Origin of the sequence: Phenylobacterium sp., assembly GCF_004799395.1 — a bacterium.
Lineage (GTDB): Bacteria > Pseudomonadota > Alphaproteobacteria > Caulobacterales > Caulobacteraceae > Phenylobacterium.
This window is the reverse complement of sequence record NZ_SSMZ01000250.1, coordinates 1-11,080: the sequence shown is the minus strand read 5'-3', so window position 1 is coordinate 11,080 and position 11,080 is coordinate 1. Positions and strand designations below refer to the sequence as shown.

Annotated in this window: 11 protein-coding genes; 3 read left to right on the top strand and 8 right to left on the bottom strand. The window is 70.4% G+C overall.

All coding sequences use genetic code 11. The features are described from left to right. Window positions 1-2,637 (top strand): ATP-dependent DNA helicase (locus E8A12_RS15945; protein ID WP_293370572.1); only part of this gene is annotated, 2,637 nt, incomplete at its 5' end. Window positions 2,638-2,759: 122 nt separating this feature from the next. On the opposite strand, the gene E8A12_RS15940 is transcribed toward E8A12_RS15945, so the two are convergent. From E8A12_RS15940 to E8A12_RS15910, 7 genes are all read right to left on the bottom strand, one after another. Continuing rightward, complete coding sequence (locus tag E8A12_RS15940) at window positions 2,760-3,176, bottom strand: SRPBCC domain-containing protein (protein WP_293370570.1); 417 nt, start codon at window positions 3,174-3,176, stop codon at window positions 2,760-2,762. Beyond that, window positions 3,169-3,483, bottom strand: a complete 315-nt coding sequence (locus E8A12_RS15935) for a metalloregulator ArsR/SmtB family transcription factor (RefSeq protein WP_293370568.1) — start codon at window positions 3,481-3,483, stop codon at window positions 3,169-3,171. Before E8A12_RS15935 ends, E8A12_RS15940 begins: the two co-directional genes overlap by 8 nt. A gap of 83 nt (window positions 3,484-3,566) precedes the next feature. After that, the gene (locus E8A12_RS15930; protein ID WP_293370566.1) at window positions 3,567-4,799 is read right to left on the bottom strand and encodes an NF038122 family metalloprotease; all 1,233 of its coding nucleotides are present in this window, start codon (window positions 4,797-4,799) and stop codon (window positions 3,567-3,569) included. 150 nt (window positions 4,800-4,949) lie between these two features. Further along, the gene (locus tag E8A12_RS15925; protein WP_293370564.1) at window positions 4,950-5,918 is read right to left on the bottom strand and encodes a Coq4 family protein; all 969 of its coding nucleotides are present in this window, start codon (window positions 5,916-5,918) and stop codon (window positions 4,950-4,952) included. A gap of 25 nt (window positions 5,919-5,943) precedes the next feature. Beyond that, window positions 5,944-6,216 (bottom strand): EF-hand domain-containing protein, encoded by a 273-nt coding sequence (locus E8A12_RS15920; RefSeq protein WP_293370562.1) that lies wholly within the window; start codon window positions 6,214-6,216, stop codon window positions 5,944-5,946. Window positions 6,217-6,259: 43 nt separating this feature from the next. Then, window positions 6,260-7,219, bottom strand: coding sequence for a prephenate/arogenate dehydrogenase family protein (locus E8A12_RS15915; protein WP_293370560.1), 960 nt, complete (start codon window positions 7,217-7,219; stop codon window positions 6,260-6,262). Next, on the bottom strand, window positions 7,216-8,361 hold the full coding sequence (locus E8A12_RS15910) for a histidinol-phosphate transaminase (protein ID WP_293370558.1): 1,146 nt from the start codon (window positions 8,359-8,361) through the stop codon (window positions 7,216-7,218). Before E8A12_RS15910 ends, E8A12_RS15915 begins: the two co-directional genes overlap by 4 nt. A 283-nt stretch (window positions 8,362-8,644) precedes the next feature. Here E8A12_RS15910 and E8A12_RS15905 point away from each other — a divergent pair, with 283 nt between their 5' ends. Next, on the top strand, window positions 8,645-9,295 hold the full coding sequence (locus E8A12_RS15905) for a glutathione S-transferase family protein (protein WP_293370556.1): 651 nt from the start codon (window positions 8,645-8,647) through the stop codon (window positions 9,293-9,295). A gap of 77 nt (window positions 9,296-9,372) precedes the next feature. Here E8A12_RS15905 and E8A12_RS15900 read toward each other — a convergent pair whose 3' ends face one another. Then, complete coding sequence (locus tag E8A12_RS15900) at window positions 9,373-10,167, bottom strand: chorismate mutase (protein ID WP_293370554.1); 795 nt, start codon at window positions 10,165-10,167, stop codon at window positions 9,373-9,375. A 214-nt stretch (window positions 10,168-10,381) separates the two neighbouring features. Between E8A12_RS15900 and E8A12_RS15895 the strand changes: the two genes are divergently transcribed. After that, a complete protein-coding gene (locus tag E8A12_RS15895) occupies window positions 10,382-10,978 on the top strand; it encodes a PEPxxWA-CTERM sorting domain-containing protein (RefSeq protein WP_293370552.1) in 597 nt (198 codons plus the stop codon). Window positions 10,979-11,080 lie beyond the last annotated feature (102 nt).

Here is an 11,080-nt window from a genome sequence, read left to right as displayed (position 1 = left end):
CTGGGCGTGCCCGTACCGCCGCGCTCCAACCGAGTGTTCGACGCCTTGGAGCTGTTCGCCTTTGTGCGGCCAGGAAAGTTCTGCGCGCCGTCGGCGGCGGGGCTGGCTCAGGCGCTGGGGATGGCGGAGCCGAAGGGCGCGGAGGCTCAGGCCGTGGCATTGCGGGCGGCGTGTGGGGTGCTGCTGGCGGAGCTGGCGGCGGCGCCGGAGCCGAGTCGCGAGGAGGCTCTGGCCGTGGCCGAGACCCTGGCGCGGGGCGGCTGGTCCTGGGGGACGGCGGCGATCGGGGCGCTGCGGTCCGTGGCTGTGGGGAACATGTTCCGCACCTCGGGGCTGGACGCCTGGACGCGCCTGGCGGAATGGGAGGGCGAGGCGCCGCCGGGTGAGGCGGGGTCGAAGCCTATTGCGCCGGAGGCGGCGGCGGCGCGGTTGCGGGAGCTGTTGGAACGCTCAGGCCTGGACGAGGCGCGGCCGGCGCAGGCGGAGTTCGCCTACGAGGCGGCCTGGGCGTTCCAGCCGCGCGAGCGCGAAGGGGAGCCCCGGATGATGCTGGCCGAGGCCGGCACGGGGATCGGCAAGACGCTCGCCTATCTGGCGCCGGCCTCGCTGTGGGCGGAGGCCAATGGGCCGGCGGTGTGGGTCTCGACCTATACCCGCGCGCTGCAGCGGCAGATCGAGCGGGAGAGCCAATCGATCTATCCCGACCCGAAGGTGCGGGCGCGCAAGGCCGTCGTGAGGAAGGGGCGCGAGAACTACCTCTGCCTGCTGAACTTCCAGGAGGCGGTGAACGCCGCGCAGCTGGGCGGCGGTGACCTGGTGGGCATGGGACTGGCGGCGCGCTGGGTCAGGGCGACGCGGGACGGCGACATGACCGGCGGGGACTTCCCGGCCTGGCTGCCCGGCCTCTTCGCCGTGTCGCCGGTGAACCAGGCGAGCGCGGCCAACCTGGTGGATCGGCGCGGCGAGTGCATCCACGCAGGCTGTTCGCACTATCGGACCTGCTTCGTGGAGAAGGCGATCCGCGGCTCGCGGCGGGCCGACATCGTGATCGCCAACCATGCGCTGGTGCTGACGCAGGCGGCGTTCGATGGGGCGCGGGCGGCGCGGGGGTCGAAGGCCGACGGGGAGACGACGCAGCTGAAGCGCATCGTCTTCGACGAGGGCCACCACCTGTTCGATGCGGCGGATTCGGCGTTCGCCGCGGCGCTATCGGGGGCGGAGGCCGCGGAGATGCGGCGCTGGATCCGCGGGCCGGAGGGGCGCGGCCGGCGCGGGCGCGGGCTGGAACAACGGCTGATGGAGGTGCTGGGCGACCACGGGGAGGCGCGAGATGCGCTGATCGCGGCGACCCATGCGGCGAGCGCGCTGCCGGGCGAGGGCTGGTCGGGGCGGATCGCGCCGCCGAACGGGGAGGTGGGGCCTGTGGGGCCGATCGAGCACTTCCTGGTGGCGGTGATGGAGCAGCTCAGGGCCCGCGCGGCGCCCAGCGAGATCGGCATGGAGTGCGCGGCGCGGCCGGCGCTCGACCTGGTGCGGACCACGGCGCGGACGGCGGCGGAAGCGCTGGCCAGGGTGGAGGCGCCCCTGGTGGCCTTGGCGCGGCAGCTGGAGAACGTGCTGGACGATGAAGCCGGCGTGCTGGAGCCGGCGACGCGGGCTCGCATTGAAGGCGCTTTGCGGGGGATCGACCGCCGCGCGCGGATGGCGCTGCCGGCCTGGCGCTCGATGCTGCGGGCCATCCACGAGGACGCCGAGGACGACCCGGACTTCGTGGACTGGTTCGACGCGACTTTCCTCTATGGGCGGGTGGTGGACGCGGCGTGCCGGCGCCATTGGGTCGATCCGACCGAGCCGCTGACCAATGCGGTGATCGCGCCTGCACATGGGGTGCTGGTGACGTCTGCGACCCTGGCCGACGCGACGCTGGACGACCCCTTTGCGCTGGCGGAAATGCGCACCGGCGCAGCCCGGCTGCCGGAGCGGCCGAAAACGCTGAAGCTCGCCTCGCCCTTCGACTATGCCAGCCAGGCGCGGTGCTTCGTGGTGACGGACGTGGCCAAGGACGACGCGCGCCAGGTGGCCGCGGCCATGCGCGAACTGTTCCTGGCGGCGGGCGGCGGCGGCCTGGGCCTGTTCACCGCCATCCGGCGGCTGCGCGCGGTGCATGAGCGGATCGCCGCGCCGCTCGCCGACAAGGGCATCGCCCTCTACGCCCAGCACATCGACGGCGAGGCCGGCGCGCTGGTGGACATCTTCCGGGCGGAGGAGGACGCGTGCCTCTTGGGCACCGACGCGGTGCGGGATGGGGTGGATGTGCCGGGGCGTTCGCTGAGGTTGCTGGTGTTCGACCGCGTGCCGTGGCCCAGGCCCGACATCCTGCACAAGGCGCGGCGGCTGCGCTTCGGCGGCAAGGGCTATGACGACGCCGTGGCCCGCGGACGCATCGCCCAGGCGTTCGGGCGGCTGATCCGCCGCGCCGACGACAAGGGCTGTTTCGTGATGCTGGACGCCAGCTCGCCGACCCGGCTGTTCTCCGGCCTGCCTGAGGGGGTGGAGCTGCAGCGGGTGGGCCTGGTCGAGGCGATCGAGGGGGTGAGCGCGTTCCTGGCGACCGGCGCGAAAGATACACCCCCCTAGGGGAAGCCGTCGCGAAGCGACCGAGGGGGCTTCCTCAGCGGCGCTTCGGATGTCGGCTGTCGCGGACTCGGCTGGGGAAACCCCCTCCGGCCCTTCGGGCCGCCTCCCCTGAGGGGGAGAATCTAGAGCGCCGCTTCCAGCCAGTCGAGGATCATCGCCCAGCCTTCCTGCGAGCGTTCGGCCCATTCGGCGGGGACGTCGGACTGGGTGAGGGTGAGGTCGCAGCCGGCGCCCGCGGGGACGATCTCGACGGTGACGCGGGTGAAGTCCGGGTTGAATTGCGGGACGGCGAAGGTGAAGGCCACGCGCCGCGGGCGGTCGATCTCCAGATATTCGCCGGTGTGCAGCACGTCGCCCATCTCCGGGCGGCGGTCGACGAAGGTGAACCGGCCACCGACGCGCGCGTCGACCTCGGCGCGGATCATCTCGCCGTCGCGGGTGGCGAACAGGAAGCGGCGCGCGATGGCCGGGTCCAGCCAGGCGTCGAACACCTGTTCGGGCGTCGCGGCGAAGCTGTGGGTCACCGAGAATTCAGCCATCGGTTTTCTCCCGCAGGACGTTGTCGAGTTCGCCGAGGCGCCAGGTCCACAGCGCCCGCTGTTCCTCGATCCATTGCGCGGCCTCGTCGAGGCCGCGCGGGTTGAGGGTCAAGATGTGCTCGCGGCCCTCGATCCGCCGGCGCACCAGCTCGGCGCGCTCCAACATCCGGATGTGCTTGGAGACCGAGTTCAGCGAGATGGTGAAGGGCCTGGCGACCTCGGTCACCCGCGCCTCGCCCGCCGCCAGCCGGGCAAGGATCGCGCGGCGGGTCGGGTCGGCCAAGGCGGTGAGGGTGGCGTCGAGCATTATTCACCTATAAGGGTGAATATAGCGGAAAGCAAGACCCCCGGCCCTTGCGGACCGGGGGTCCTTAGGGTCTGCGGTGCGCCTCAGTTGGTGGCGGCGGTGGCGGCCGTGGCGGTCCGGCGGCGGAGCGCGACGCCCAGGCTGGCGAAGCCCAGCAGCATCAGCGCCCAGGTCGCGGGCTCCGGCACGGGATTGTAGCCGATGGACTCGAAGGCTGCGTAGGAGGGCGTGCCGGGCCGCATGTCGGGCGAGATGTTGTTGCAGCTGAACGCGTCCTGCACGTCGCCGGTGCCACCGATGCCGCCGCCGGCGCAGGATCTGGACAGGTCCAGGCCCCAGTCCGCGGCGTCTCCGCCGATCAGCGGAAAGGCCTGGTTGAAGGTGTCGATCGAGGTCACTCCGCCATCCACCGAGAAGTAGGGCGAGGGCAGGCCGCTACAGATCTGGAGATTGGTGCAGCCGGTGATCGATGTCGTCGTCGGATCGAACGACGCCACGCCGGGCGCCTGATAGCGGTAGAGGTCGAGGACGCCGAGCAAGGGTCCGCTCACGCCGAACAAATCCTCGGCGTAGTTCGGATCGCCGTTGAAGTTGTTGAGCTGCGAACCGGCGCCGCCGATGCCCAGGGTTTCGTCGATCTCGTGCTCAAGCGACGACTGCGCGTCATAGATGGCGCCCGGCGGGTCGGTGTAGCCGGGGAGCGGCCGGGTGAAGCTCAACGGCTGGTCGAGGTTCAGCAGGACGATGGCGTCCGCAGTTCCGTTGATGCCGACGTAGTCGCCGGTCGAGTCGAACTGTGCGGTCGAATTCCCGGCCCCGGACGTGGTGTAGACGCCGGTCCCCAGGCCCAGCACCCGCGCATCGGTGGTGTTCACCACCATCAGCGGCTGGCTCGCCCCGTTGCCGGCTCCCAGATTGGCGACGGCGGTGTTCAGGACGGTGTTCTGCGGGTGGGCCGCGGCATCGGCGCCGAGGGCCGCAGTGTACTGGCTGTAACTGTAGACCGTCTGGCCGGACTCGCTGGCCGCCAGGAAGCCGTCGGTCCCGGCGTGGACCCCGTAGAACAGGATGTTGGTCGTCAGATTGTTGCTGAACTGGGATGAGATCTGCTGGGTCGCCGCCAGGACCGCGGCCTGCACCTGGCTGTTGCCCTGTAGCGACACGACGGTGGACGGATCGATTCCGCAGTTGGTGCAGGTGAAGGTCGAGCTGAACAGGGCGTTGATATCCACCGCCGCCCGCGCCGGAGCCGCCGTGCCTAGGGCGCCAGCCAGGAGCGCCATCGAAGCCGAAAGGCCTGCGAGTCTCACGTTCATATCAACCCCCATAAGTTGAACTGCTAATCGGCCCGAGTACGCTAAGCGGCCGGATCTACAGCGTTGTCCAATTTGCGGGGCCTGTAAATTGAGTTCGCCTTGAACGGGAGAACGGTGATCCCGGCGACGCCTTTTCGGGCGCCGCGGCCTCTAGGCCGCCGCCGACAGCTGCTCGAAGAGATCGGCGGGGAACGGCGAGGCGTAGGGGGTCACGCCGAGTTGGACGCGGACATCGGCCAGGGGCTTGTTCCAGACGCCTTCCCAGTTGACCGGCAGTAGCGGCGGCGTGCGCCGCCCGTGGGTCCAGGCGCTGAGGATGACCGGCAGCATGATCGCCCCGCCCTCCGGCCGCTCGAAGGCCACTCGGGTCAGCACCATGCCGAGGAACATCGACGAATAGTGGTGGCCGAACTGGGCGAGCTGGAAGGCGGAGATCGCCACCTCGTGCAGGGCGGTGGTCTCGTAGCCGGCCACGATGTGCCACAGGTCATGGCACTGTAGGATGCGCGCGTTCAGGTAGTCGAGCGGCGGCGGCAGCTTGTCGAGGCCGAGCGCAGCGCGGTCCAGCACCTCCAGATCGAAGCCGTTGTCGACGATCAGCGAGTGGAAGGTCGCGCCCAGCGAGCCCGGAGGGCATTTGGCGAGCACGTCGAGGGAGAAGTGCTTGGGATAGCCCTGGGCGACGGCCTTCGGCACATCCGGATAGCAGAGCGCCGCCTTGCCGATCCGCGTCTGCACTATGGGCGAGACCAAGCCCGCGAGCGCGGCGGTCTTGGTGGTCAGGTTCACCGCCTCGATGCCGGAGGGCGGCTCGTCCAGCAGGGTCCAGAGGCCGGGCCAGAAGGGTTGCGGGATCGGATCGGGCTCGGCGCGTGCGTCGGTGGGCACGGGCGGCGCGCCCACCGGCTCCCCCAGATAGCCCTCGGCGACGGCGTCGTAGAGCCCGGGGATGCGTTCCGGCGCGGCGACCGCGCCATGGATCCACAGGGCCGAGAGCGCCTTCAGATCGGCGGCCTGCGGCTGGGCCTTGAGGCGCCTGCCGAGCGCGCGGGCCGCATCGTCATCGGCGCCGGCCTGGGCAAGGGCCTCGAAGCCGGCGCGCTCCTGCTGATCGCTCATGCACTCAACTCTTGGGGACGAAAGATTACTGACCCTGTTGCTGGCGCATCTTGGCCATGGCGGCGGCCAGCTCCTCGACGGTGATCTTGCCGTCGTGGTTGGCGTCGACCAGGTCGAAGCGTTCGGCCGGACGGCCCGCGGCCACCCACTCGGCCTTGTCGACGACGCCGTCGCCGTTCTTGTCCCACATTTTGATGAGGTCGGCGGCCGACGGCATCTGGCCCTGAGCCTGGGCGGCAAGCGGCGTGGTCATGGCCATAGCAGCGGCGGCCGCCGCGGCGAGGATGATGAGGCGCATGGGGCTCTCCGGGGTGAATCGCGGAGCCGATGGGGCGCTAGGACTATTGCGGATTTGTGTCCGGCGTTGCCGCCGCGCGAGGCGCGTCGCGGCCGAAGTTCGGCGTGGCGGTTTCCTGGCCCGCGGCGATGATCCCGCGGCGGATCTCGCGGGTGCGCGAGAACAGCTCGAACAGCTTGTCGCCCTCGGCCCAGCGGATGGCGCGGGAGAGCGCCTGCAGGTCCTCGGTGAAACGGCCCAGGACCTCGAGCACCGCATCCTTGTTGGCCAGGAAGACGTCGCGCCACATGGTGGGGTCCGAGGCGGCGATGCGGGTGAAGTCGCGGAAGCCGCCTGCGGAGTACTTCATGACTTCGCCGCGGGTGACGCCCTCGAGGTCCGCGGCGGTGCCAACGATGTTGTAGGCGATCAGGTGGGGCAGGTGGCTGGTGACGGCCAGCACGAGGTCGTGGTGGCGAACGTCCATCAGCTCGACGTGGGCGCCGAGCGCGGTCCAGAAGTCGGTCAGGCGCTCGACGGCGCCCTGATAGGGCGCATCGGTGCGGGCCTGGGGCGTCAGGATGGTCCAGCGGTTGCGGAACAGTTCGGCGAAGCCGGCCTCGGGGCCCGACTGCTCGGTGCCGGCGATCGGGTGGCCGGGAACGATGTGCACGCTGTCCGGCAGGACGGCGGCCAGGGCATCGGCGACCGCGCCCTTCACCGAGCCGACGTCGGTGACCGTGACGCCCTCCCCGATGCCCGGGGCGGCGGCGCGGGCGGCGGCGCCCATGGCCATCACCGGTACGGCGAAGACCACCAGGTCGGCGCCGCGCGCGGCCTCGGCCGCATCGGCGTGGACGCTGTCGGCGTAGCCCAGCTCGACGATCTTGGCGCGGGCGGCTTCAGAGGCGTCGGCGACGGCGACCTCGCCCACGGCGCCGGAAGCCCGCGCCGCGCGGATCACCGACGAGCCGATCAGGCCGCAACCGATGACGGCCATACGGGCGTAGATCGGCGGGCTCATCGGGTCATGAAGTCGGCGAGCGCCTCGGCCAGGGCGCGATTGTGGGTCTCAAGGCCGATGGTGATGCGGATGTGGTCGGGCAGGCCGTAGTTGCCGACGCCGCGCACCAGGAGACCCTTCGAGGCCAGGAAGGCGTCGGCCTCGGCGGCTGTCTTGCCGGGGACCTTTGGGAAGCCGACCAGCAGGAAGTTGGTCGCCGAGCGGCCGATGACGTCGAGACCGAGCCCGCCCAGTTGCTGGGTCAGCCAGGGCCGCCAGGTCTCGTTCAGGTCGATGGAGGCGCGCTGGAAATCCTCGTCGGCCAGGGCCGCGACCGCGGCGCGCTGGGCGGCGATGGAGGTGTTGAACGGCAGGCGGATGCGGTCGATGGCCTGTGCGATCTCCAGCGGCGCATAGCCCCAGCCGATGCGAAGGGCCGCCAGGCCGTGCAGCTTGGAGAAGGTGTGGGTCACCACGACGTTGGTGGAATTTCGGGCCAAGTCGATACCGTCGTCGAAGTTGGCGTCGAGCGCGAACTCGCCATAGGCGCCGTCGAGCACCAGGACCACGCTGGGCGGCAGGGCGTCGTGCAGGCGGCGCACTTCGGAGAACGGGATCCAGGTGCCAGTGGGATTGCCGGGATTGGCCAGGAAGACGAGCCGGGTGCGTTCGTCGACGCACTTCAGGAGTTCGTCCACATCGACGCGGAAGTCCGGCTCGTGGGCGCGGCGAACCTCGGCCTGGCAGGCGTAGGCGCCGATGGCGAAGGCCGCGAAGCCGTATTCGCCCTGCACCATGTTGTCGCCCGGCTCCAGGAACGCCTGGTTTAGCAGCGCAAACACCTCGTCCGAGCCGCAGCCGAAGATCAGGCGTTCCGGCTCGATCCTGTGCCGCGCGGCGATCGCCGCGCGGACAATGGAGGCTCGCGGATCGGGATAGACGTGCAGGCTGTGCTCGGCGCTGGCGTAGGCCTCCTGGGCCTTGGGGCTGGAGCCCAGGGGGTTCTCGTTGGCCGAAAGCTTGACCGGCTCGGCGAACCCCTCGGCCTTGGCCTTGCCCGGCACATAGGCGTGGATGTCCATGATGCCCGGCTTCGGGAGCGGCCTGGCGGCCTTGGTGCGCTCGTCTTGCGGCGCGGTAGGCAGGAGCGGTGACTCGGACATGACCTTCAGGATAAGCGCAGGGCTCGGAGCTTGAGCCTTAGGTGGACGGAGGCGCCCTCTTACACGCAGAGCGACGGCGGCGCAGCCCCGATCGCCAACGGGAGACATGGCGCGCCGCCCGGCGACAATCCAGGCCGATGAAAATATCCGTTGGGCCGTGTCGTGAGGCCCGCCGGTCGTTCGTCCTCGGGAGACAAAGGAGCCGGAGAGCGACAATGCGGAAGAAGATCGCCATGAACCATGCCACGCTGGACGGCGTCATGCCGTCGCCTGGAGCCTCCCTATGAGCCCCACCATCACCGCCTTCGCACAGTCGCCCGATCGCGGCCGGGGACTGGCGCGCGACATGCGCGTCCGCTGGGCGCTCGAGGAAGTGGGCCAGCCCTACGACGTCCGCCTGGTTTCCTTCGCCGAGATGAAGGAGCCCGCGCACCGCGCGTTCCATCCCTTCGGGCAGATCCCGACCTATGAGGACGCAGGCCTCGCCCTCTTCGAGTCCGGAGCGATCGTGCTGCATATCGCGGAGCGCCATGCCGGCCTGCTGCCCAACGAAGCGGACGCCCGCGCCCGCGCCATCGCCTGGATGTTCGCCGCGGTCGGCACGGTCGAGGCGCCGATCATCGACCTGCAAACGGCCATGTTCATGGAGCGCGACAAGCCCTGGCATGAAGAGCGCCTGCCCCTCATCAAGGACCGCATCCGCGACCGCCTGGGCGAACTCTCCCGCCGGCTTGGCGACGCCGACTGGCTCGACGGGGCCTTCAGCGCGGGCGACCTGATGATGGCGCACGTGCTGCGCCGGTTGAGCGTCTCCGGCCTGCTCGACGAATACCCAAACCTCGCCGCCTACGTCGCCCGCGGCGAGGCCCGCCCCGCCTACCAGCGCGCTTTCGCCGATCAATTGGCAGTCTTCACCGCCGCATCGAGCGGATGATGGATGTCTGCCCTGGGCCGACAGGGGTCTCTTATGGGGCAGCTTTGAGGGCCGCTCCCGGCGGACTGCTGAGGCCCCTAGACGTCCAGCGGCCCCGGAGCAGCGCCGATCACGCCTGAGAGCTTGCCGGGCGCGCGGGCCAGGCGCGGATCGTCGGGCTGGTAGTAGCCGGAGAGCAGGAAGAGCTTCAGTCCGCCGGCCTCGACCAGCAGGGTGGCGGCGACGCCGTCGTGGCTGAGCGCGTCTTCGACCGCCTTGGCAGCCTGCGGCGCGTCGGTGACCCAGAAGGTGTTGTCGGCGCCGGTGGGCTCGACCTCGACCTCGGCGACGGCGAGCGCGGCGAGCGGACCCCAGGCGGCGAGGCAGGGGAGGGCCGCGAAAACCTTGAGTTTCGGCTCGGCCAGCAGGCGGCCCCACCAGGCGCTGTCGGGGGTAAGCGCGCAGACGCCGACGCCGCCCAGCTGCCTGGCCTCAGCGATGGCGTCCTCTGGCTTGGCCACCTGGCGCAGGGACGGGGCGACGCCAAAGCGCAGGCGGGCGACCTCGACCGTGCGGCCCGGATCGCGGCCGCCCCAGACGGCGAGATGGAAGGGGCCCTGGGTGGCCAGGCTGTCGCCGATCAGCTCGCGCCAGATGCGCACGATCAGACCGGGCCGAGCCCCGTTGCGCGGTCCGGCGAGGAGTTTCCTCAGGAGTTGGGTCTCGCGCGCCGGGCGCAGGCCGAACTTGCCGCTGTCGCCGGAGGCGGCCTTGGCGACGGCCACGTCCTTGGCCAGGGACGCGCGCTCGACGACCAGCCGCAGAAGATCGGCGTCGATGGCGTCGATCCGCCGGCGGACATCGTCCAGTGATGGCGCAGGCTTGTCCGTCATGGCCGCGATGAAATTCTTCCCCAAACTGAAGGGGCGGGACCTAAGTCATTGCGGCCAGGGGCGCAATAGGGCCGCGTGCGGCAATAAAGTTGCAGGCGAAACCAACGGCTTGGCGTCTCGAAGTACCCGACTCGCCCGCTTGGGGAATCCGGTGGTGGCGCGTCAGGCCCGGCCATAGGGTTGCGTGGCGCCTTTTCGGCGCAGGGGAATTCACATGGCGTTTCGACGGAACATCACGGCGGGCCTTCTGGCCGCCGGCTCGTTGTTGCTGGCCGCTTCGGGCGCCAGCGCCGCGCTGGTCGCCCATTCCGACGTCGACGGCTTCGGCGCGTTCGAGGACACCAGCACCGGGCTGGTCTGGCTGCGATTGGACAATTTCTTCAACGAGACCCCCGACCAGATGCTGGCGGCGGCGAACGGCGCGGGCTTCAGCCTGGCGGACGAGAGCCAGGTCCAGGCGCTGACCTCGAGCAACCCGGTCAGCGACGACGCAAGCTGGCTCGCTGTCGAAGCGGTGACCGGCGGAGCGCCCAATCGCCAGCTGATGTGGGCGTTCAGCTCGCCCCTGAGCGACGTCGGCGACTACAGTTACACCTACGCCTACGAGGGTGACCCATCATGGAGCACCGTCGACAACGTGGCCCCGCACGACGTGGTCCAGAACGGGGGCGGCGGGGATGCCGACATGAACATCTGGGCCGTCGAGACCGGGGCCGGCGGGGTTCCCGAGCCGGCCGCCTGGGCGCTGATGATCGGCGGCTTCGGGATGGCGGGAGCCGCGCTTCGCCGCCGCCGGATGCTTGTCGCCTAGACCACGGGCGCGGTTGAGGGCAGGCGGCTCGGCCTCCCGCACCGCGCGGCCTTGGCGTGGGCCTTGTTCTGGCCCGCAAGGCATCCTTCGCGTCCCGGCGCG

What these genes read in the sequence shown, in the direction of transcription:
- E8A12_RS15940 (WP_293370570.1), bottom strand. Translation starts at nt 3,176, where the DNA reads ATGGCTGAATTCTCGGTGACCCACAGCTTCGCCGCGACGCCCGAACAG.
- E8A12_RS15935 (WP_293370568.1), bottom strand. Translation starts at nt 3,483, where the DNA reads ATGCTCGACGCCACCCTCACCGCCTTGGCCGACCCGACCCGCCGCGCG.
- E8A12_RS15930 (WP_293370566.1), bottom strand. Translation starts at nt 4,799, where the DNA reads ATGAACGTGAGACTCGCAGGCCTTTCGGCTTCGATGGCGCTCCTGGCT.
- E8A12_RS15925 (WP_293370564.1), bottom strand. Translation starts at nt 5,918, where the DNA reads ATGAGCGATCAGCAGGAGCGCGCCGGCTTCGAGGCCCTTGCCCAGGCC.
- E8A12_RS15920 (WP_293370562.1), bottom strand. Translation starts at nt 6,216, where the DNA reads ATGCGCCTCATCATCCTCGCCGCGGCGGCCGCCGCTGCTATGGCCATG.
- E8A12_RS15915 (WP_293370560.1), bottom strand. Translation starts at nt 7,219, where the DNA reads ATGAGCCCGCCGATCTACGCCCGTATGGCCGTCATCGGTTGCGGCCTG.
- E8A12_RS15910 (WP_293370558.1), bottom strand. Translation starts at nt 8,361, where the DNA reads ATGTCCGAGTCACCGCTCCTGCCTACCGCGCCGCAAGACGAGCGCACC.
- E8A12_RS15905 (WP_293370556.1), top strand. Translation starts at nt 8,645, where the DNA reads ATGAGCCCCACCATCACCGCCTTCGCACAGTCGCCCGATCGCGGCCGG.
- E8A12_RS15900 (WP_293370554.1), bottom strand. Translation starts at nt 10,167, where the DNA reads ATGACGGACAAGCCTGCGCCATCACTGGACGATGTCCGCCGGCGGATC.
- E8A12_RS15895 (WP_293370552.1), top strand. Translation starts at nt 10,382, where the DNA reads ATGGCGTTTCGACGGAACATCACGGCGGGCCTTCTGGCCGCCGGCTCG.